The sequence below is a fragment of the Flavobacterium sp. F52 genome, from assembly GCF_000278705.1.
Lineage (GTDB): Bacteria > Bacteroidota > Bacteroidia > Flavobacteriales > Flavobacteriaceae > Flavobacterium > Flavobacterium anhuiense.
The window spans coordinates 17,380-38,532 of sequence record NZ_AKZQ01000035.1 but is presented as its reverse complement, the minus strand read 5'-3'; the positions used below and the strand labels follow the sequence as shown (position 1 = coordinate 38,532).

19 protein-coding genes are annotated in these 21,153 nt (G+C 33.8%); 4 read left to right on the top strand and 15 right to left on the bottom strand.

What is annotated here, in order from left to right; all coding sequences use genetic code 11:
* Nucleotides 1–114: 114 nt before the first annotated feature.
* Together FF52_RS17920 and FF52_RS17915 are read right to left on the bottom strand one after the other, a co-directional pair.
* The gene (locus FF52_RS17920) at nt 115–2,385 is read right to left on the bottom strand and encodes a glycosyltransferase (protein WP_008467747.1); all 2,271 of its coding nucleotides are present in this window, start codon (nt 2,383–2,385) and stop codon (nt 115–117) included.
* Nucleotides 2,366–3,424, bottom strand: coding sequence for a pesticidal protein Cry7Aa (locus tag FF52_RS17915; protein WP_008467745.1), 1,059 nt, complete (start codon nt 3,422–3,424; stop codon nt 2,366–2,368). Before FF52_RS17915 ends, FF52_RS17920 begins: the two co-directional genes overlap by 20 nt.
* 270 nt (nt 3,425–3,694) lie before the next feature.
* Between FF52_RS17915 and FF52_RS23445 the strand changes: the two genes are divergently transcribed.
* Nucleotides 3,695–3,856, top strand: a complete 162-nt coding sequence (locus FF52_RS23445; protein WP_008467744.1) for a DUF1328 family protein — start codon at nt 3,695–3,697, stop codon at nt 3,854–3,856.
* Nucleotides 3,857–3,950: 94 nt separating this feature from the next.
* Here FF52_RS23445 and FF52_RS17905 read toward each other — a convergent pair whose 3' ends face one another.
* From FF52_RS17905 to FF52_RS17855, 11 genes are all read right to left on the bottom strand, one after another.
* On the bottom strand, nt 3,951–4,418 hold the full coding sequence (locus FF52_RS17905) for a hypothetical protein (protein WP_008467741.1): 468 nt from the start codon (nt 4,416–4,418) through the stop codon (nt 3,951–3,953).
* Between the two features lie 27 nt (nt 4,419–4,445).
* Nucleotides 4,446–4,955 carry a DinB family protein gene (locus tag FF52_RS17900; protein WP_008467740.1) on the bottom strand — a complete coding sequence of 170 codons (510 nt, stop codon included), beginning with the start codon at nt 4,953–4,955 and terminating at the stop codon, nt 4,446–4,448.
* 178 nt (nt 4,956–5,133) lie between these two features.
* Nucleotides 5,134–5,343, bottom strand: coding sequence for a hypothetical protein (locus FF52_RS17895; RefSeq protein WP_008467738.1), 210 nt, complete (start codon nt 5,341–5,343; stop codon nt 5,134–5,136).
* 13 nt (nt 5,344–5,356) lie between these two features.
* A complete protein-coding gene (locus FF52_RS17890; RefSeq protein ID WP_008467733.1) occupies nt 5,357–5,737 on the bottom strand; it encodes a DoxX family protein in 381 nt (126 codons plus the stop codon).
* Nucleotides 5,738–6,081: 344 nt separating this feature from the next.
* Nucleotides 6,082–6,813, bottom strand: a complete 732-nt coding sequence (locus FF52_RS17885) for a GNAT family N-acetyltransferase (protein ID WP_008467731.1) — start codon at nt 6,811–6,813, stop codon at nt 6,082–6,084.
* Nucleotides 6,814–6,884: 71 nt separating this feature from the next.
* Nucleotides 6,885–7,490, bottom strand: coding sequence for a Crp/Fnr family transcriptional regulator (locus FF52_RS17880; RefSeq protein ID WP_008467729.1), 606 nt, complete (start codon nt 7,488–7,490; stop codon nt 6,885–6,887).
* A gap of 263 nt (nt 7,491–7,753) precedes the next feature.
* Nucleotides 7,754–9,172, bottom strand: coding sequence for a TolC family protein (locus tag FF52_RS17875; protein WP_008467727.1), 1,419 nt, complete (start codon nt 9,170–9,172; stop codon nt 7,754–7,756).
* Between the two features lie 327 nt (nt 9,173–9,499).
* Nucleotides 9,500–12,664, bottom strand: coding sequence for an efflux RND transporter permease subunit (locus tag FF52_RS17870; protein WP_008467725.1), 3,165 nt, complete (start codon nt 12,662–12,664; stop codon nt 9,500–9,502).
* A gap of 12 nt (nt 12,665–12,676) precedes the next feature.
* Nucleotides 12,677–13,894: an efflux RND transporter periplasmic adaptor subunit gene (locus FF52_RS17865; protein ID WP_035691882.1), complete on the bottom strand. Its 1,218-nt coding sequence runs from the start codon at nt 13,892–13,894 to the stop codon at nt 12,677–12,679.
* A gap of 248 nt (nt 13,895–14,142) precedes the next feature.
* Nucleotides 14,143–14,736 carry a TetR/AcrR family transcriptional regulator gene (locus tag FF52_RS17860; RefSeq protein WP_008467721.1) on the bottom strand — a complete coding sequence of 198 codons (594 nt, stop codon included), beginning with the start codon at nt 14,734–14,736 and terminating at the stop codon, nt 14,143–14,145.
* Nucleotides 14,737–14,984: 248 nt separating this feature from the next.
* Nucleotides 14,985–15,908, bottom strand: coding sequence for an SMP-30/gluconolactonase/LRE family protein (locus FF52_RS17855; protein WP_008467720.1), 924 nt, complete (start codon nt 15,906–15,908; stop codon nt 14,985–14,987).
* 137 nt (nt 15,909–16,045) lie between these two features.
* Between FF52_RS17855 and FF52_RS17850 the strand changes: the two genes are divergently transcribed.
* Nucleotides 16,046–16,474, top strand: coding sequence for a cupin domain-containing protein (locus tag FF52_RS17850; RefSeq protein ID WP_008467718.1), 429 nt, complete (start codon nt 16,046–16,048; stop codon nt 16,472–16,474).
* A gap of 67 nt (nt 16,475–16,541) precedes the next feature.
* Here FF52_RS17850 and FF52_RS17845 read toward each other — a convergent pair whose 3' ends face one another.
* A complete protein-coding gene (locus FF52_RS17845) occupies nt 16,542–16,877 on the bottom strand; it encodes a hypothetical protein (RefSeq protein ID WP_008467716.1) in 336 nt (111 codons plus the stop codon).
* Nucleotides 16,878–17,244: 367 nt separating this feature from the next.
* Between FF52_RS17845 and FF52_RS17840 the strand changes: the two genes are divergently transcribed.
* Entirely contained in the window at nt 17,245–17,793 is a 549-nt protein-coding gene (locus tag FF52_RS17840; RefSeq protein WP_008467712.1) for a type 1 glutamine amidotransferase domain-containing protein, read from the top strand.
* 549 nt (nt 17,794–18,342) lie between these two features.
* Nucleotides 18,343–18,576: a hypothetical protein gene (locus FF52_RS17835; protein ID WP_008467709.1), complete on the top strand. Its 234-nt coding sequence runs from the start codon at nt 18,343–18,345 to the stop codon at nt 18,574–18,576.
* An 84-nt stretch (nt 18,577–18,660) separates the two neighbouring features.
* Here FF52_RS17835 and FF52_RS17830 read toward each other — a convergent pair whose 3' ends face one another.
* Nucleotides 18,661–20,862: an AAA family ATPase gene (locus FF52_RS17830; protein ID WP_008467707.1), complete on the bottom strand. Its 2,202-nt coding sequence runs from the start codon at nt 20,860–20,862 to the stop codon at nt 18,661–18,663.
* Nucleotides 20,863–21,153: the final 291 nt, after the last annotated feature.

The window sequence follows — 21,153 nt, the reverse complement described above, 5'->3', positions numbered from 1 at the left end:
ATTAGTAGGTAGGCAAATTTATTTCGATATATTTTATAAACAAAAAATCCCTTTCATTAAGAAAGGGATTTTCAGGGTTTAAATGAAGTATTTGGTTAGCTTCAATTTCTTTTGTTATAAATTTATAGCAATGCCGCTTCGTGATTTCATTAAAGGAATGACACGTGATTGTGACATGGCCAGTTTTTCCATTAATAATCTTGCGGTTAAATAGCAAACTGTAGATTCTGCACCTTGATTTAGGTTGACATTATGTTTCTCAAGCCCGTCGTAACCACCACCGCTTACTGGATTATACATAATCTGGTTCAAATGATTTTTTCCTAAAAACCAGTTAAATGCGGCTCTCATTTTCTTTTTGTATTCTGGGTTTTTAAAGGCATTATAAAATGCATTTAAAGTCTGAATCGTGTAGGTAACATCAATTGGCTGTTCTCCGTACTGGCTTGGTTCTGAACCTTTATGATGCCAGCTTTGGTTTGAAATAGCTTTGAAAGTTCCTTTTATAAACGTTTTTGAAATCAAGAAATCTAAAGAGTCCAATGCTACTTTTTTGTAAACTGGTTTATTGGTAATTAAATAAGCGTAAAGCATTGATTCTGGCAAAATGCTGTTTCCATACGTCAGATAATTTTCAAACCATTGCCAATCTTCTGTGGCAGTGTCTTCGTAATTCGCCAGCAATTTTGCATTTAGCTTATTGATGATAGCTGCAACATACAAATTCGGAATGGTTGAATGGTATAAATACAATCCTTTTGTAGCAAAACCAATTGAACGAGGCGATTGGATATTTTCAGCCCATTTTAAGGTATTCAATAAACATTTGGTTGCCTTTTTGGTTATGGCTTCTGGGAGAATATCCGACATAGAAACAACAGTTCCTAAAGCCCAAATGGCTCTTGCATTTGAATCTTCAAGATTTACTTCGGCATTTTGCTCAATATGTTCGCGGTTTTCCTTATCGACATAATTGATAAAATCTCCTTTTGGTTTCTGACAGCGCTGAATGAAATCTAAATAAATTAAGATATAAGCGAGATCATCTTTGTCTTGAGTCAGTTTATAATGCATGCAAAACGCTATTAAAGCTCTTGCATTATCATCTAAAGTATATCCAGAATCTAAATCCGGAATAGAAATTTTACTGAACTGAATAATTCCTAATTCTGTAGTCAGTTTTTTGATATGTTTCAGCTGAATAGGAGGGTAGCTGTATTTAATTTCTGAAGGATTTTTGAATAGGTTTTTATAAGTATTCATTTGCGTGATGGCAACATTTTCCCATGATGAAGCTCTCATTTTGGTAAATGAATTAATTCCCATTTCGTGTCTTAAATTCTCATCTTCAATCAATTTAATTGCTGCGGCCGCAAATTGATCAGCATCTCCAATATCACATAAAATTCCAGAATCTGGAGTTAAAACCTCTCTGGTGTGCGGAATTTTAGATGCCACGATCGGACACGCACAACTCATCGCGTAAGCAAATGTGCCGCTCACTGCCTGATTCGGGTCTTTTGACGTAAACATATAAATATCTGTTGCTTTTAAATATTCTAAGAGCTCATCGGTATCCAAATATTTATTAATGAAGCGTACATTGTCTTGAAGATTTAATTCTTTAACTAAACCTTCCAATTTATCACGATACGTGTCAATTCCGTCTTTAATTAAGTTAGGGTGTGTTTTGCCAATAATAAGATACAAAGCATTTGGCGCTTTTTTGATAATTTTTGGCAAAGCCTGTAAGCCCGTTTCTATATTTTTACCTTCGCCCAAAAGTCCGAAAGTAGCCAAAACCAATCTATCTTGAATTCCTAATTTTTCTTTTGCCTGTTCTGGAGTTTCGTATATCACAATATGAGTTCCATGAGGCACGCAAGTAATTATTTCTTCATTGATATCGTAGTCTTTGATTAAAATTTCTTTCGATTTATTAGTCATCACAAAAACCGAATTGCTGTAGTCCAATAGCAGTCTTACGAATGTTCTCAATTCGTCATTCGGATTCGGAATTACACTATGAAACGTAAACGTAACAGGTGCTTTAATAACATTTAAAAAATCTAAAAGATGGTCACCGTAATTTCCTGAAAACAAACCAAATTCATGCTGAATATGCACTAATTTCACAGTTTCATCTTGATTAATTTCCTCGGCAACTCTAGCGTATTCTTCTCGATTTTTAGTGTTTAAGGTAAATGCCTGCGTTGGCTGATCTTTGGGTTTATCAACAAGTTCACATATTTCGCATTTGATAGATTTACCGTAAACATCTGTGATTCCTTTGATGGTATCTTGAGTATAGGTTGCTATGCCACATTGCGTAGGCGGAAAAGTAGATAAAAAAACGATTTTTGATTTATTTGATATTGTTTTCATGAGAGTTCATTTTTAATTCGGTTAATAACTCGTTAAGGTTCAGAGATGCCACCGCAATCTTATCATCGGCAGCGCCATAATAAATATATAGTTGGTCATCAAAAATGGCAGTCCCTGTCGGGAAAACCACATAATTGACATAGCCATGTCTTTCGTAATATTCTGAAGGAGTGATAATTGGTTTTGGCAGTCTTGCAATAACTTTTGACGGATCTTCTAAATCCAGTAAAACAGCTGCGGCATGATAAACCAAACCTTTCTCTCTCCTTTCAGCAGCATGATAAATTAAAAGCCAGCCGTCTGCTGTTTCTATCGGCGGGGCTCCAGGACCAATATGACTTGTTTCGTGATCATATTTTGGTTCCATTACAATATGATCGGGAAGATTTTTTAAATAGTTTTTCCAAAAATCTTCTGTCAGTTCTGATTTCTTTTCAAACGAAAAAATCTGAATGGATGGAAATAAGCGATGCAGGGCAACAAACTTTCCATTAAATTTCTTCGGAAAAAGAACCACATTTTTATCCCATACAAACAGATTCTCTTTAATAGTTTCCGTAAGCGGATAATTTCTTTCCGTATTAAAAGCTAAGATCTTTGCAATGCTCGGATTCTGTAAATGCTTTCTAATAAGATTTGTAAATTCGTTAAGAATAAATTTTGGCGTTATAACTCCCTTCTTCTTAAAAATTTTTAAATCTTTTGAAACTGCCAAAGCGCCACAAGCATTAATTCCATCATAAGTAACATAAGTCATGTAAAACCTGTCGCCTATTTTAGTAATTCTCGGATCTTCTACACCATGAATCTCATAAATGTAATCTGGCACAAAAACCGGCTGAGTGCTTCTTTCAACTAATGTAGTTGGACCTTCAAAACGACAAAATCCAATGGTTGAAAAATTTCCTCTTTTGGCCGCTCTGTAAAACATGTGTACAGTATTTCCGTCTTGATAAATGGCAGGATTTAAAACACCTAATTCCTCAAAAGCCCGATCTGTTTTTTCTAAGATGACACCATGTTTCCTAGCTTCTTCCATTACCCTTAAAAATTTTATCTAAAATTACTTTGAGATGGAAGCGGCAATTAATCCAATCGATCAAAAAATTAACTCAAAAGCGTAAACATGGTAATTCTGTAAGGCTTTGAAATAATAGTGAAAGTGGCGTGGGTTCTAGTGTTGTTTTAGTTTTATTGAGATAATAATAAAGCGCATAGAGTTAACAAGATTTGTAGGAATAAAAGAACTTTGAGATAAACAAAAAGGCTTATAAAAACAGTCATATTAAGAACTTAAAAATCAAATATTATGTTACGTTGGACAGTTATATTTATCATTTTGGCTATTATAGCCGGAATTTTTGGTTTTGGCGGAATTGCCGCTGGAGCCGCAAGTATTGCAAAGGTTTTATTCTTTATCTTTTTAGTGCTATTTATCATATCATTAATAACAGGAAGAAGAAAAGTTTGATTTTAAGGGGACAAAGTACCAAAGTTCCAGAGTTACAAAGTGTAAAGTATTTTAACCTTTGTAACTTTGTCTCTTTGTAACTTTGTCCCTTCAATTAGTACCATTTTGCATAATATTTCCGAGTTATAAATGCTATCGGAATCCCTACACAAAAAATCACAATAAGTATAGAAAGCAATAGCGGAAAATCTAGTTTTTTTTCTGGTAAAACTGGAAATACGATGGGGAGAACCACAAGATTCATTACAACCCAAATAAAGAAGCCATAAGAAACTCCTGAGAGTAAAGTGTTTATTTTAAAAAATGGGATATAAGGGAAAATCTTAAAATAAAACCAAGCAAAAATAAAAGCAATTAAGAAATGAAGTCCCAAACCCACAAAAGTCATTTCTGTTCCTGCTGTATAAGCCTCTTTTTTAAAAATTCCGCTTGCAATAGATTGTAAAATTTTTTCGGCTGTTGTTTTATGTAATATTCCTGCATAAATCAAAATAGCGGCAGTAATATCTAATGTCCCTGCAACTAAACCAGATGAAACAATGGTTCTAACTTTTGATCTCATAAAAATTGTTTTGAGTTAAATACTGATTTATTGTTTTTTAATATGTTCGTAAATCGATTTTAACTGCTGCGTATGTCTCTGCGTGTGTACAATGGCAAAATGAAGCCATTCGTAAATCGTGAAATATTCAAAACCAGGTACTTTAGCATCCAAGCATGTCAGTGTTAAATCGTAAGTTTCTGCAGCTTCAAACAAATCATTTTGTATTTTTTTTACAGAAGCCAGCAGAGTGCCTTTTTCATACTCAATAGCAGGTGGTTTTATGTTTTCGGGTGATTGGTATTTACTAGTATAATCTAAAAAGATGGAGTCGAGTCCTTTTACGTTTTCGTCAGGTTCTCTATTGGTTTTTTCGGTTTTTCCAGCAAATAGCATGGTAAGACCTGAGCAGGCTAGAATACTGTGCTGTGCGGTTTGTCCAGCCGTCCAGCTTCCTTCAAACGGAACAACATTGATTTCTTCTTTTGAAAAAGAAGAAAGTAAGTCGCCCAATTTACTGTAGGTTTCCAGTATGGTATTTTGAATAGCGCTCTTCATTTTTTTAATTTTAGAAATTGAAAATTCGACAGTATAGGTTTACCGATTGGTTAAGAAAACCTCAGTACATAATCTGGCGAAATTAAATTTATAGAATTAGGGGAAATGATACTCCTTCAAATATACAATAAAAAATATTAAAATGCTATAATTCAGGTATTTGAGAAGTGTTAATTTTTTAAGGAAGCACTTCGCAGAAGTAACCGTGCGAATTTAAAATGTCGATAATTTTTGTATTCGAAATGGCGGGTGCATGAATGCGGAGGATTTTGTCACAATCTTCTAAATCGAAGTTGATCGAGCCGTTGGGATAGTGCTCAAGAAGCTTCTCAATGATGATGTTGCATTGAGATTCTTCTTGAACATTTGTTTTAAAAACTTCAATCATAAAGTTTTGATTTTTAGAGCGCTATATTTTTATAACGCTGTATTCTGTGATATGTTACATAAGAAATAATTAAAACTGCAAAAACAATTAAAGGAAAGAATCCTTGAAAACCTATTCCGTCAACCGCAAAATGGCTTATGGAAGCAAAAATGAAATCAAAAGCAAATCCTGCATAAGCCCATTCTTTGATTCGTCCAGGAACTTGCGGAATAATTAAAGCTAAAACGCCAAGGATTTTAAACCCGACTAATGCATTTCCGAAATATTCTGGATAACCCAAATGTTTGATTCCTTCTTTGGCTAATTCAGTTTGAGAAGTCAATGCCGGCATAACGCCTTCAAATAAAAAGATTAAAATAGTAGTAGTCCAGAAAATGATTTTGGTTGTCTTCATTGGGTATTTGTTTAAAAGATTATTAGTTAATGTATTACAAATGTACTATTCTTATTTTTTAACAAAATACCTATTTATGACTATTTTGGGGGCATTTGGGACATTCTTGATTTTAGATTTTAGAAGTTAGATTTTAGATTGAAAATAGTTCTCGCAAAGGCGCAAAGGCGCAAAGTTTTTATTTTAAAGCCACAGATTCAAAAGATTTAAAGGATTTGTTTCTCGCAGATTTGGCAGATTATTTATTAAAAAATCTAATCTGCTTAATCTGCCAAATCTGCTAGAGCTAAAAAAAAATTGCGACTTCGCGACCGAATTGGAATTTGGATTTTAAAATTTGGAATTTAACTCAGTTGATAATTCGTAATCGTAAACAAATCCTCAAAACCTAATCTCGTATAAATGCCTTTTCCTAATGCAGAAGCTTGTAGTTGCGCATATTCGCAATTGGCATCAATAGCTTCATTGATAGCAAATTTCATGATTTCTTCTGCGAAACCTCTTTTGCGCATTTCTGGGATTACGCCGACACCGTGAATTCCCATTGTTTTGTAGGTTTGAAAAAGAGTAAGCGTTCCAATCGCTTTTCCTTCAAAATGAACTAAATAAAACTTTGCATTTTCGTAATTAGCAACCAAGGTTTCTTTACTGATTACATAACTAAAAGACATTGGATAAATATCTGACCAGGTTTTGGCATCTTCTTCATTTAAAACTCTCTTGAAAGTAAGATTGTTTTGAAGCGGAAATTGTTCTCCCAGTTTTAAAGCCATCGCTACAAGCTGAATTCGGATATGAAAGCCATTTTTTTCGAAAATTTCTTTAGAATTGCTTCCAAAAATATCCCAATACGGAATAACCAAACCTGGATTTTTCTCCATCGTTTCCTGAATCTGCAGAAAGTTTTCTTCGGTAATATCTTCTCTAGACCATAATCTATTTGGCCAGCCTGAGTTTTTTATTTGAGAAAATTCAAAAGGATCATTTTTATGATAAGAAAGGAGAGGAGTTGCAACAGTTTTCCAAAGAGTGGTTAGATTGTCAATATTGTCTTTAATGAGGTTTATATGGTCCATTTTTATGACGAGTTTTAATTATAACACAAAAATAAATTGGTTCTCTTAGAAAAGCCTTTACATATGTTGATTCACGAATCTTTTTCCAGACTTTTTCTGATTCGGCTTAACTGCGTTGGCGTAATGCCTAAATGCGAAGCAATATGCAATAACGGAACCCGATCGGCGATTGTTGGGTGCGTTTCAAGAAGATTAAGGTATCTTTCTGTCGCATTCTGCATAACTAGCGCGACTTCTCTTTGTTCTTTTTCAATAATCCAGTTTTTCTCTAAATAGGCAATGTAGAAGGTTTTAAGATCATCGTTTTCGCTAATCAACTGGATATATTTTTTGTAATTAAGTCTGATTAAAATACAATCTTCTAAAGCTTCGATCGTAAAACTAGAAGGAGTTTGCAGTATTGATGAAACTTTAGAGCATGCCAATTTGTTTTCAAGAAAAAGGTTTTTGTTATAGAAATTTCCTTGTTCGTCTGTAATAAAAGTTCGTAAAATTCCTTTTGCAATAAAATAGAGATTTTTGCAGATTTCCCCATTTTCTAATACTATTTCTCCTTTTTTGACGGTCTGGAAATGTGTTAAGTTTTCAATTGATTTCCATGACTTTTCAGAGATAGGAGCGTAACTTTCGAAATATAATTTTAGATTGTTGAGGTATGTTTCTTTGTTGAAGGTCATAGATTGTTTTGTTTTTGCCACAATCCCGATAGCTATCGGGACTAAGGCATAAAGTTTATTGCCACGAATTTCACGAATTTTCGCGAATTATTTTTATAATTAGAGAGAAAAGAAATTAGTAAAAATTAGTGAAATTCGTGGCAAACAAAAAAACTTCGCGTCCTAGCGCCTTTGCGGCAAAACGTAAAAAACGCCATGAAACCTAAGTCCCACAGCGTTTTCATCTCAAAAAATAAATAATTAACGGGTAATGTAACGAGGTATTATTTCCAGCCTCCGCCTAAAGCGCGGTATAAATCTGTATTGGCTGTAAGCTGTTGTCTTTTAATATCAGCAAGTTCTAATTCGCTTTGCAAAAGATTCGCTTGAGCTGTTAAAACTTCAAGATATTCTGCCAAACCATTTTTGAACAAAAGATTTGCATTTTTAATAGCCTGCTGTAATGTTTTTACTTTTTCTTTCAAGAAAGTTTCTTGCTGCTGTAATTTTTCTACTTTAACCAAAGCATCAGAAACTTCGCTTACGGCAACCAAAACCGATTGTCTAAAAGCTAAAACGGCTTTTTCTCTTTCTGCTAAAGCAATATTATATTGCGTTTTAAGTCTTTTGTTATTCAAAAGCGGTTGTGTTAAACCTCCTGCAACAGTTCCGAATAAAGAAGCCGGAATGTTGAACCAATTGCTGGTTTCAAAAGAGTTTACGCCGCCTTGAGCCGTAATTCTGAGAGCTGGGTATAAATCCGCTTTCGTGATACCGACATTTGCGTTGGCGACTTTAAGAGCCAATTCGGCACTTTTTACATCAGGTCTTCTGCTCACTACGGCAGAAGGAATTCCAATTGCTGTATTATGTTTTACTTCTAGTGCGCTTAACTTAACGGATCTTTCTTTTGAATTCGGAAAAGAGCCAGTTAGCACACTCAAAACATTTTCCTGAATCGCAATGTTTTGTTCCAATAGTGGAATCAATTGCGCTGAATTTAATTTCTGTGCTTCAGATTGTTGAATCGCTAAATTGGTTACCTGACCAGCATCGTATTTTAATTTGATAATGTTCGTTGTACTATCATTTAAACGTAAATTTTGTCTGGCAATGTCCAATTGTGCGTCTAACATCAAAAGATTATAATATCCTCTAGAAACATTAGCCACAATATTGGTTTGCAATGCTTTTTTTACTTCTTCAGATTGAAGATATCCTGCGTAAGCCCCTTTCTTTTGGTTTCTGATCTTTCCCCAAATATCAGCTTCCCAGGAAAGAGAAGCTCCAGCAGAATAGTCGTCAATATGTTTGGCGCCAATGGCCTGATTTAAGTTTAATCCTGTAAAACTATTGTCTGACGGATTGCTTGTACTGGCATTAACGAATAAGTTAACTTGAGGCACATTTCCCCATTTTGACTGTGTAAAACGGTATTGTGCAATTTCGATGTTCTTTTCGGCAATCTGAAGGTCGTTGTTTCTCGCAACGGCGCTGTCAATTAATTTGATAATATCTTTTTCTGTAAAGAAATTTTTCCACTCCACATCGGCAATACTGGTTGTATCACTCGAAACCAATGCATTCCTGAAATTGTCAGGAAATGCATCTTTTGGAGTTTCAATATCCTTAGAGACTTTACAGGATATTAAAGTCGTGATCAGAATGGCGAAGGTCACGATTTTGGTTATATGATTTTTCATTAGTCTTTTTATTAAATTTCTACCCGTTGGGTTTATTCTTTTAAACACATAGAGACATAGTTTTTTGAGGCTCTAGAAAGGCGTTTCACTTGTTTTAAATGCACATAGTTTTGCTATGTGTTGAAACTAGTTTCTTCTAATCTCTCTTTTAGACATACAATTCTATGTCTCTATGTGTTAAAATATATTTTTTTAAATCTCACTAGCAGATTAAATTTCTGTACAAGTATCTTTTCTAGTTTCAAGATCTCTAGAGATTCTGTACGATATATATCCGATGCCAAATATGATGGCGACAAGTATGGTTGTGATATAGTTTTCCATTTATTATTTTTCTTCGTTATGAATTACAGCGATTGGTTTTCCGCTCACTTTTTCTTGTAAATGCTGGAAAATGATGAATAAGACAGGGATGATGAACAAACCTAGAATTACTCCTGAAAGCATCCCTCCAGCTGCCCCGATACTGATGGAGTGGTTACCTTGTGCTGATGGACCTTTGGCACTCATCATTGGTATTAATCCCACCACAAAAGCAAGAGACGTCATGATAATTGGTCGCAAACGTAATTTTGCTGCCATAATTGAAGCTGCTACTAATCCTTGTCCTGATCTTCTTCGCTGTGCTGCAAATTCCACAATCAAAATGGCATTTTTAGCGAGAAGCCCGATCAGCATGACAAGAGCAACTTGTACGTAAATGTTGTTTTGAATTCCTGTTAAACCAATAGCAGCGAATACTCCAAAAATACCTGCAGGAATTGACAAGATTACTGCCAAAGGCAAAATGTAACTTTCGTACTGTGCAGCAAGTAAGAAATAAACGAATATCAAACACAGTAAGAATATAGTTGCCGATTGTCCTCCTGACGAAATCTCCTCACGCGTTTGGCCCGAGAATTCAAACCCGTAACCTGCAGGCAATTGTTGTGCTGCTACTTCTTCAATAGCTTTAATGGCATCTCCTGAACTAAATCCTGGTTTCGGAATCGCATTAATTGAAATTGAGTTAAACAAATTATATCTAGAAGCGGTTTCAGAACCATAAATACGAGTCAGTTTTACTAAAGTATTTATCGGCACCATTTCGCCTGTTTTGTTTTTTACAAAAACTCTGTCAATCGAAGTCGGATCGGCTCTGTCTTCAATATCTGCCTGAACCACTACACGGTAATATTTACCAAATCGGTTAAAGTCAGATGCTTGTGCGCTACCAAAGTACGCTTGCATCGTTTGTAAAATGTCTTTTACATTAACACCCAATTGATTTGCTTTTTCGTCGTTAACTTCCAATTGCAATTGTGGATAATCGGCTTTGAAAGAGGTAAAGGCAACGGCAATCTCAGGACGTTTCATTAATTCTCCGATAAAATTCTGAGAAACTCCACTGAATTTATCCAGTTTTCCTCCTGTTTTATCTTGCAGCACTAAATCCAACGCTTCAACGTTGCTAAATCCTGGAACGGTTGGGAAACTGAATACGAAGAAACTTCCTCCAGAAATAGATCCCAGTTTACCACGAACCTGATTCATGATTTCGTCAATATTTTTTATTTCTCCACGTTCTTCGTTTGGTTTAAGCAATACGAAAACTACTGCAGAAGATGGGCTCGTAGAGTTAGTCAGCAAGTTGAAACCTGAAATTGCGGTTACAAATCGAGAAGCGTCTAGTGCTTTTAAAGTATTCTCAGCTTCTGTCATTACTTTTTGAGTTCCGTCTAATGACGTTCCAGATGGCGTATTTACTGCAATCGCAATAAATCCTTGATCTTCTGTTGGAATAAACCCAGAAGGAGTTGTTTTTACCATCACCACTGTTGCCAAAGTAATTAACGCTAATCCGCCTAAACTCAACCATTTTCTTCTGATTAAGAATTTAATTCCGCCAACGTAACGATTGGTAAGTGATTCAAAACTGCTGTTGAAAGCACTGAAGAATTTTTCTTTAAATCCTTTTTTCTGATAAGGTTCATTGTGATCGTGTGCTCCATGATTATCTTTTAAGAATAATGCAGCAAGCGCTGGACTCAATGTTAAGGCATTTACAGCCGAAATTACAATTGCAATTGCCATCGTAAAGGCAAACTGACGATAGAAAACTCCCGTTGAGCCTTCCATAAAACCAACCGGCAGGAATACAGCAGCCATTACCAGCGTAATCGAGATAATAGCACCCGTTATTTCGTGCATTGCTTCATGGGTGGCGATTTTTGGAGACAAACGTTTGTGCTCCATTTTCGCATGCACCGCTTCGACTACCACAATGGCATCATCGACCACAATACCAATCGCCAGAATTAATGCGAAAAGTGTTAAAAGGTTGATCGAAAATCCGAATAACTGCATGAAGAAGAACGTTCCTAAAATTGCTACAGGTACAGCAATGGCCGGGATTAATGTTGATCTAAAATCTTGAAGGAAGATAAATACCACAATGAATACTAAAATGAAAGCTTCAATTAAGGTATGTTCAACCTGTTCGATAGATTGGTCTAAAGATACTTTTGTACTATAGAAAATATTGTGTTTAATGCCTTTTGGAAAATCTTTAGAAGCTTTTTCCATCATTTTGTTAATAGCAATCTGAATATCATTTGAGTTGGATCCAGCTAACTGGATAACTCCAATTACAATTCCTTTTTTACCATTTAAACGAGTTAAACTGTTGTAAGAGTAAGCTCCAAGTTCAACTCTCGCTACATCTTTTAAGCGAAGTACTGAGCCATCTGCATTAGAACGTATAGCAATATTTTCATAATCTTCTGGTTTGGTTAATTTTCCTTTGTATTTAATAACGTATTCAAAAACCTCTTTGCTTCGCTCTCCAAATTTACCTGGAGCCGCTTCCAAACTTTTGTCCTGAATAGCGCCCATAACTTCGCTTGGTGTTACTTTATAAGCTGACATCTGTGTTGGATTCAGCCAAACACGCATAGAGTAATCTTTTACACCACCAAAAATACTGGCAGAACCTACACCAGGAATACGTTTTAATTCCGGAATAATATTAATCTGTGCATAGTTGGCCACAAAAGTTTGATCGTATTTGGCTTCGTCATCAGTATACATACCAATAGCCATGATGAAACTGTTTTGCTGTTTAGCGGTAATAATACCTTGCTGAACAACCTCGGCTGGCAATTGGCTTGTTGCTTGTGCCACACGGTTTTGCACGTTTACTGCAGCCTGATCGGCATCTGTACCCAGTTTAAAGAAAACTGTAATAGCCAAAGTACCGTCGTTACTGGCAGTAGAACTCATATAAGTCATGTTTTCTACACCATTTATAGACTCTTCTAGAGAAGGAGCCACAGAACGTAAAACCGTTTCTGCGTTGGCTCCTGGATATACCGCCGTTACCAAAACCGATGGAGGCGCAATATCAGGAAACTGTTGTAAAGGCAGTTTAGTTAAACCCAATACTCCCAGAATTACCAATAAAATGGAAATTACGGTTGCCAGTACAGGTCTTTGTATAAATATTTTGAACATTGTGTTTTAGAATTATTTTTGATTAGTTACTTGGGCAACTTTAGTTGATTTTTCAGGCTGAATCGCTTGCCCGTCCTGAAGTTTGTCAATACCGCTTAACACGATTTGGTCGCCGGTTTTTACACCTTCTTTAATTAAATAATTAGTGCCGCTTTTACCTACAACAGTTATAGGCATTTTAGTTACCTTGTTGTCTTTGCCTACAGTAAAAACAAATACTTTGTCCTGCATTTCTACTGTAGCCGATTGTGGAACTAAAATCGCATCGTCGTGATTTAATCCTAAACGGATTCTTCCTGTGTTTCCAGAACGTAACACGCCGCCTTTGTTAGGGAAAGTCGCTCTAATAGTGATTGCACCAGTAGTTTTATCAAACTGACCGTCAACCATATCGATTTTTCCAGTTTGAGGGTAAGCATTGTTATCAGCTAAAATCAAAGTAACTGGAGGTAATTTTTTGATTTTATCGCCTAATGAACTTCCTGCATATTGCTCTTTAAAGTTGATGAAATCAGTTTCACCTAGCGAGAAATAAGCAAATACTTCGTGAACGTCTGATAAAGTAGTTAAAGGTTCCACATCTGTTGCAGAAACTAAACTTCCTTGTTTTTTGGGCAATCTTCCAATGTATCCACTAACTGGAGCCGTTACGTTGGTATATCCTAAATTAATTTTAGCAGAACCTACCATTGCTTTTGCTTGTTCGATATTGGCAGCAGCAATTTTTTGAGAAGCTTTAGCTGTTTTTAATTGATAATCAGAAACTACTTTGTTCTGAACTAACGGAGTCAATTTGTCAACTTCTAAATTAGCGTTTATTAAAGCCGCTTCAGCTGCGTGGAGACTTGCCAAAGCATTGTTTAACTGCTCACGATACGGACGCTCATTGATTTTAAATAAAGTTTGTCCTTTGTTTACATATGCGCCTTCGTCTACATAAATTCTGTCAAGGTTTCCGCTCACTTGTGGGCGAATTTCAACATCAACAGTTCCTTGTATTGAAGCAGGATATTCAGAGTCAGTAGTTGTGTTGGCACTTGTGATAGCCAATACTGGTAAAACCGGTGGGGGTGGAGCAGTAGGCGCCTGATTTTTGTCGGCACAGCTGCTTAAAACTAAGGCCAGGATAAAACTGGTTATAATTACATTTTTCATTTTCATTGTGGTTTTAATTGGTTGAACATTTTCTCGGATAAAATTCTTTGGTATTCTGGCATTCTCGGGATTCATATTTAATTGAATTAAATTATCTAACGTTGTTAAGTAAATGTGCGCAAATTTCCATACAGTAAGCCTTTCCAATTCTATTTTAAATCAGTATTAAATTATCTAACGTTGTTAAGTAAAAGTCTAAAAAAAGAGCTTTTATTACCTTTATTAAATTTTCTAACAGTGTTAAGCGAAAGTTATAAAAAAAAGGATTTTATGTTATCCCGTTTAAATCATTTTACACTGTTAAGTAAAATTGAAAAATTTTTTTATTGTATAGATTTGATGATACCAGTAATAGCATCCTTCAAAATCTGAGCATTTATGGTTTCTAAAATATCACTTTTATTAATGATGTTGATGGCGATTAAACCATGAATAACAGAAAAGAAAGTAAAATATTTTTGTTTTATGATATCTTCACTAGGATTGCTGTCCTTCATAATTTCAGCAATGACACCAGTAAATAATTTGTAAGGTGCTTCCTGAGCCGAACATCGCTGTGCGCAGCAAGTCATTTGAACACCAAACATAAGTTGATACATTTCAGTATTAGTAAAAGCAAAATCCCAATAAGTCATCCACATGGCTTCTAACTGATCTTCTGGTTTTTCAAACTTGTCTTTCGCAGTCTGCAACTCTTTAGCCAGTTTAATAAAACCTTTGCCTGTCAGTTCTTCTAATATTGCTTCTTTATTCGAGAAATATTCATAAATAATAGGAGCAGTATATTCGATTCTGTCGGCAATTTTACGCATACTCAAACCATTCCAGCCTTCATCTTTTACGATATCATAAGCAGCGCCAAGAATATTATTTCTTGTCTCTTCTTTTTGTCTTAAAATTCGATCTTTGCTAGCCATTGTATTCAAGTATTAAATCGTTTAACACTGTTAGGCAAATGTATGGCGGATTTTCGAATTTCAAAATATTTTTATCATAATATTTTCTTATTGTATTATAGAGAGTGTTAAAACACTTGTAAAATAAGGTGTTTCGAAAGTTTTTGTGCTTTGTAAAATTTAGTTTAAAACAAAATTCAAACTAAATTTGAGTCAAAATTTAGATGATTTTCAAGTTTTTTTAATCTGAAAAAGCGATGATTTATCGATTATTTCATTCCGCGAACATTCATTTCTATCTTATAAACACTTTTGCTGGCAGTAATAAATAATGTTTTAAATTTTTTTCCTCCAAAACAAACATTAGCTGTCCAAGGTTCAGGAACATCAATATGAGCTATTTTTTCTCCTTTTGGATTGAATATGGTAACTCCTTTTCCGCATAAGTAAATATTTCCTGACTCGTCTATTGTCATTCCATCTGAACCCGATTCGGTAAACAGCGTTTTTTTACTTAAAGAGCCATTACTTTCGATTGTATAAGAGTACGTTTTGTTTCCTGCTATATCCGCAACGTATAACGTTTTTCCGTTTGAAGTTCCAATAATGCCATTTGGTTTTACAAGATCATTCTCAACGTTAATAATTTTGGATTTATCAGGAGATAAATAGTAAACGCATTCTTTCTCTATTTCTTTCGAGGTATGTTTCCAGTAATCCCTTCGGTAAAAAGGGTCTGTAAAATAGATGCCACCTTTTGGGTCAACCCAAAGATCATTAGGGCCATTTAGCCTTTTTCCTTCGAAGTTGTTTACTATTACAGTATAATTTTTGTTTTCATCTATTTTCCAAAGTTCATTTTTTTCATCGGCACAAGCCAAAAGATTGCCTGTGTGATCAAAATACAAACCGTTGGCTCTTCCTGCATTTTCCATAAAAACAGAAAGTTTGCCATTAACCGACCATTTCATGATTCTATTATTAGGCTGATCCGTAAAATAAATATTTCCTTTTTTATCTGAAGCAGGTCCTTCTGTAAAACTGAATTGGTCTGATAGCTTTGTGAGAACTGCTCCTTTTGCTATTATCAAATTGCTTTTCTCTTTTAATGACTGAGCGTATATAAAATTTGTAAAAGTTAAAGTAATAAGAAATAAAAAGTGTGATTTTATTTTAAGTTGGAGTGGTTTCATTATAAAAAGGTTTAAAAACTTGCTTTTGAAGCGGTTTTAAAAGTAGTTTTTATTTCTGATATTAAATGCAATGAAATTAGAATTTTATTTTAATTTCAGTTTATCAAAAGCATTTTTCGTAACATTACAATAAAAAAATGAAAACGCTAACTATCCTAAAAACCACAATCGCTGTTTTATTTTTCCAAAAGACCTTCTGTCAGGAAACTAAAAAAGAGACTCCGCAATACACCATCGAAAACTGTGTCAATCATTTTGATATCAACAAAGCTACCAAAACTAAAGTAGGTTACCAATATTGGTTTGCCAATAAAGATTTTACTCAAGAAAACACTTTAAAAATGAGTATTGTTGAACCTGGAAAATCCACGCATGCGCCGCACCATCATCCTGAGGAGGAATTTTTCTACATTTTAGAGGGAACCGCCGAATTCTTCCTTGACGGAAAAACCGTTACAGCAGGCCCGAATACGAGTTTTTATTGTCCGCCAAATGCCGAACATGGAATCAGTAATGCAGGAAAAACAGACTTGAAATATTTAGTTATTAAAAAGGATTTGAGATAGGTTGCTTTCTTGTCTTTTGAAATTTTGGTCATTTTCAATCCGAAGTAAATTAGCATTGAGGGCACCATTAATCTGCATGTTTTGCAAAATAGATAGAAGCCATTTCCACGATTGCCTCTTGTGTTGTAAAACTGTATTGCACTCCGTGATTGAGGGTATAAGAATCTCCCAGTTCGGGATAATGCTGTTTTCCATCTATTTGAAACGGATCTAGAACCGACAGCCAAAGATTGCGATGCCGATCTTTAAAATAAAACTGATTCCGATCTGAAACAACTAAGATTGTTCCGTTGTCATTATCAAGAATCGAAGTATGATTGCTGCCCTCGTAATCGCCCAAAATAGTAATATTGGTATTGTACTTTTTGGACATTAATTCCGCAATTTTTTTTGTAAGTGGCATAAGAAGTGGTATTTGGTTTGTCTCGAGGTCAGTAAATTTAAAACGGCATATTTTATTGATATTACCCCTAAAAGTTTTTTTTGTATTAAAATAAGGTTTTTTTTAAAAGTTTTTATGTCGTTATAGTTTTTAAGTCTGAAAAAAAATCTGTAGAAATGAAATCTTGATTGATTCATAAATGCTTATAAAATAGTAAACCAAATTGACCTAAATTTTACATAATTTCATTTTATTTTTTAATAAAAATTTGATTGCCAATTAATTAACTTTTATTAAAGAAAGCTTTAACACGGTCTATTTTCTTTGGCTTTCTCAAATAACTAATTTTAGGTAAATCAAAATTAATAACGTTTAAATATTTGAAATTATGAAAAAGAATATCGCCATATTAGCCACAAACGGTTTCGAAGAATCTGAATTAGCATCGCCTAAAGCCTATCTGGAAGAGCAAGGCTGGAATGCAGATATCGTCAGTTTGAAATCTGGAACTATCAAAGCTTGGAAAGACGGAAATTGGAGCAACGAATATAATGTTGATGTCGTATTAGATCAGGCAAATGAAGCCGATTATGATGCTTTGGTTCTGCCAGGAGGAGTTATAAATCCTGATTTATTAAGAAGAGAAGAAGCTGCAGTACATTTTGTACGTTCCTTTTTTGAAAGTAAAAAACCGGTAGCTGCAATTTGTCACGGACCTCAAATTCTGGTTGATGCTGATGTTTTAGAAGGCCGAAAAGTAACTTCGTTCTTTTCTGTGAAAAACGATTTGAAAAACGCCGGAGCGCAATGGGAAGACTCAGAAGTAGTTGTAGACAACGGACTAGTTACCAGCCGAAACCCGAATGATTTACCCGCTTTTAATAAAAAAATGGTGGAAGAAATTAAAGAAGGCATACACGAGCGCCAGAGAGCGTAAAAAGTCGTTTTCTTTTAGATTTATCAAATTATAAAAAATGCAAGATCAAAATTGATCTTGCATTTTTTTATAATAGCTAGTTTAATTTCTTATCCCCAATTTTGTCATTTCGAGGAACGAGAAATCTTCGCAAGTAGCTCTACAAAGATTGTAGATTTAGATTGCGGGCTTCGACATCGCTAAGCCAGACAAATCTTTGCCATTTTTTCCGCGCAGTTTGTCATTGCGAGGAACGAAGCAACCACATTTACAAAATCAGACTTTGTGTCTTATGTTTAGTGGGATTGCTTCGTTCTTCGCAGTGAGAAAACCATGATAAATGCCTGCTAAAATATAGATTTCTTATATTTGATAAAAGGAATATAATAATTGAAAGAAAAATCTTTCTTTTTAAAAAGTTTTCTTATATTTGAAGTTCTTAAATCTTCACATTAAGACAACATAAAATTTGCCCTCGTGCTATGTAGTAAAGCTCCGAAAGGACTTTGACGCCGTGAAGAAGCGTAAGACTGCTAAGGTATGAGGGTTTTTTCTTAAATTCTTCACTTTATGAAAACAAACACCCTTTCCAAAGAAGCCGAAACAAGGCTGATTGATTTTTTTAACCATATTATAGATCCCGAAGATATGGCTAAAATCTTAAGACAAGTAAATTGCATTTTAGCTCTCGGCGTAATGCGACAACACGAAACCCTCCAAATTGGACTACCAAATTTTGAAGACAATTATTATTGGCTCAATGAATTGGCGGAGATTTTAAATCCTTATTTGAGTGAGGAGTAGAGATTATGAAATGAAAAACCTCGATTTTAAAGTCGAGGTTTTTATTATATTTTGTTTACTTTTCTAGTGAATTAAAATGTTTTTTTATTTAATCATCTTTTTATAATGTTCTTCATAACCGGCAGTTTTAAATAATTGAGCAAAAGCATCTTTAAAGTCAGTATAATTAAATTCCTTAAAATCATAGATATTTTGACCTAATGAATGAGATTCTCTATTTATATATCTATAAAATGCTTGGAACCTATTATCTTTTAATGGTTCTTGCAAGAAAAAATTATTTAGATCTTTCTTTTCAACGAAGTTGAAAAAATATTCAATAATATTTCTCATGCAATTAGCGATTAATGCGGGAGGCTGTTTGTCATCTTTTATTATATACCAATACGCATGATAATCATTTTGAATTTCCTCATAGCTCATAGAGATGAAACTACTTCCTGTTTCATTTTTGGTGAGACGGAATAATTTTTGCATCTCTTTTCTTTCGTCATGTTTTGTTTCAGTAATTTCGTAGAAAAAATATAAACTGTGAGTTAAAATAAAAATTTGATCGTATTTATAATTCCAAGTTTCAACTCCATTTCTTTTTTCTTTTTTACCAAAAAACTCATTTTTTATAAGTCTTCCAATATTAAAAACGTAAATATGAGATAAACTTGAAATAGGGTCATCTATAACAATAATTTTATTTTTGCCTGTTTCAGTGGCTTCTTTCTTTCCTCTACATAATTCAAGGAAATATAAAAAACTAATAATCATTTTTTCACCTTCACTCAAAGAGCGAAAAATTTTATCTTCATTATCTCCTCTTACAATTTTATAGAGATTTTCTGCATGTTTTTTAATCTTAAAATCTAAAATAGCTAAATCAATTAGACCATTGTTTATGTTGGTTACAGCTTCCTCTATGTTAACTGTTTGTTTTTGTTGTTCTGAAATAATCTTTTTTTGCTCGGAAATCTTTAAATTATAATCGTTAATAAAAACACTTAAATCATCTATTCTGTTTTTAGACGTTAATTTGTCAGCATTAATTGAATTAATAGTTTGGTCATAATCCCAACGTATAATTTGCCAAAAAGTTATTTTTGCTTTGGCCTTGACAGTTGCGGTTTGATCTATATTTCTATTATGATCTTGTATCAACATGTTTATTTTAGATATGACATCATTTAATTCATTAAGTTCCTTTGTTGAATCATTAATTGAAATTAAAACACTTGGTGTTTTAATCTTTTCATCTATCAGTTTTTTATTGTCTTCTACAACTTTTATAAAAGCATTATATTTAATTTCAAAATCTTTTTTGTAAGTTTCAAATTTTGGATTTTCTTCGAATCTTGATTTATTTGGAATGGTATAAATTGCGTCTGTATAATCTCTTAGAAACACTTTTAGAGCATTTATATCTGCTTCATAAGATGCATCAAAATAATTTTTAATATTTTCTATCAGTGTGTTTGATATTGTGTTTTCCTGACAAAATGGACAAGTTTCATTTTTTTCAATCTGACCTTGTGGAAGATATTCTAATCCTTCTTTTACCCAATCTGAATTATTAAGGACTTTTATTAATTGAGAAACTGAGCTGTTTTCATTACCTACAATTTGTTTGTTGAATAATTCATCTATTTCTTTAGAGATAATAATGAAAGTGATTGGTGATAGTTCCGAATATTTTTGGGCATTATCTCCAAAAATCGATTGTAAATCGGTTTTTAGATCATCCACTGTCTTTACTGGTTTTTCACTGGGTTTAGATAAAGAAGTTATATGATTAAATAAACTGTCTTTGGAACCTTTATATCCCTCCAAACAAAATTCTAAAACTCTATCGCCACCACTGTAGTCAGATTTTATTTTCCAAATTGCATTTTTAGCTGTTTCAAGTTTTTGATTGATATTGGTATGCTCGATTTCAAGTTCCTTTTTTTTTGTAATTAAATTACTTTCAATCTTTTCAATTTCTTTTTGAGCACTATTTATCTTAATTTCTGCTTCTTTGTTTTCTTTTGAAAGAGTGAAGATCCCTTTTAAATTTTCAGATTCAAAAAAATTTTCTTGTATGAAAATCTGATTGTAAACAAGTATTTCATTATCTGCATCTAATCCCTCAATTGCACAACTGTTGTATTTCTGTTCATCATACTTTTGAAGAAAACTAGAAAAAGTACTTTTACCAGTTCCATTTAATCCATAAATAAGATTAAATTTTTTATCTGTTTCTAAAGTTGTTTGACTTTTGTAACTGGCTACGTTATTAAGGTGTATTTTTGTTATCATATTTTTATTTTAAAAATTAATTCAAATATAAAATGCTGATTAGTAGTTTTTTTACGGAAAACCGTTGTATGCGAATAAAAGAATAGTAATATCAAAAATATCAATTTACCAATCTCATCAACCACGTATTTTTACCCATTTATTAAACAATAAAAAAAGGACAGTCCCTCAAAAAGAAGAACTGCCCTTTTAGGCAAATTTTTAGATTTGCACTCCTAAGAATGCGTACAGTTTTTGGTAATCACTAAATTGAAGACTAAAACGCAGGTTATCAATGCCGATATAGTATGA

What these genes read in the sequence shown, in the direction of transcription:
- FF52_RS17885 (WP_008467731.1), bottom strand. Translation starts at nt 6,813, where the DNA reads ATGGACCATATAAACCTCATTAAAGACAATATTGACAATCTAACCACT.
- FF52_RS17875 (WP_008467727.1), bottom strand. Translation starts at nt 9,172, where the DNA reads ATGAAAAATCATATAACCAAAATCGTGACCTTCGCCATTCTGATCACG.
- FF52_RS17845 (WP_008467716.1), bottom strand. Translation starts at nt 16,877, where the DNA reads ATGCCACTTACAAAAAAAATTGCGGAATTAATGTCCAAAAAGTACAAT.
- FF52_RS17895 (WP_008467738.1), bottom strand. Translation starts at nt 5,343, where the DNA reads ATGATTGAAGTTTTTAAAACAAATGTTCAAGAAGAATCTCAATGCAAC.
- FF52_RS17865 (WP_035691882.1), bottom strand. Translation starts at nt 13,894, where the DNA reads ATGAATCCCGAGAATGCCAGAATACCAAAGAATTTTATCCGAGAAAAT.
- FF52_RS17915 (WP_008467745.1), bottom strand. Translation starts at nt 3,424, where the DNA reads ATGGAAGAAGCTAGGAAACATGGTGTCATCTTAGAAAAAACAGATCGG.
- FF52_RS17835 (WP_008467709.1), top strand. Translation starts at nt 18,343, where the DNA reads ATGAAAACAAACACCCTTTCCAAAGAAGCCGAAACAAGGCTGATTGAT.
- FF52_RS17830 (WP_008467707.1), bottom strand. Translation starts at nt 20,862, where the DNA reads ATGATAACAAAAATACACCTTAATAACGTAGCCAGTTACAAAAGTCAA.
- FF52_RS17840 (WP_008467712.1), top strand. Translation starts at nt 17,245, where the DNA reads ATGAAAAAGAATATCGCCATATTAGCCACAAACGGTTTCGAAGAATCT.
- FF52_RS17870 (WP_008467725.1), bottom strand. Translation starts at nt 12,664, where the DNA reads ATGTTCAAAATATTTATACAAAGACCTGTACTGGCAACCGTAATTTCC.
- FF52_RS23445 (WP_008467744.1), top strand. Translation starts at nt 3,695, where the DNA reads ATGTTACGTTGGACAGTTATATTTATCATTTTGGCTATTATAGCCGGA.
- FF52_RS17905 (WP_008467741.1), bottom strand. Translation starts at nt 4,418, where the DNA reads ATGAGATCAAAAGTTAGAACCATTGTTTCATCTGGTTTAGTTGCAGGG.
- FF52_RS17855 (WP_008467720.1), bottom strand. Translation starts at nt 15,908, where the DNA reads ATGAAACCACTCCAACTTAAAATAAAATCACACTTTTTATTTCTTATT.
- FF52_RS17860 (WP_008467721.1), bottom strand. Translation starts at nt 14,736, where the DNA reads ATGGCTAGCAAAGATCGAATTTTAAGACAAAAAGAAGAGACAAGAAAT.
- FF52_RS17920 (WP_008467747.1), bottom strand. Translation starts at nt 2,385, where the DNA reads ATGAAAACAATATCAAATAAATCAAAAATCGTTTTTTTATCTACTTTT.
- FF52_RS17890 (WP_008467733.1), bottom strand. Translation starts at nt 5,737, where the DNA reads ATGAAGACAACCAAAATCATTTTCTGGACTACTACTATTTTAATCTTT.
- FF52_RS17900 (WP_008467740.1), bottom strand. Translation starts at nt 4,955, where the DNA reads ATGAAGAGCGCTATTCAAAATACCATACTGGAAACCTACAGTAAATTG.
- FF52_RS17880 (WP_008467729.1), bottom strand. Translation starts at nt 7,490, where the DNA reads ATGACCTTCAACAAAGAAACATACCTCAACAATCTAAAATTATATTTC.
- FF52_RS17850 (WP_008467718.1), top strand. Translation starts at nt 16,046, where the DNA reads ATGAAAACGCTAACTATCCTAAAAACCACAATCGCTGTTTTATTTTTC.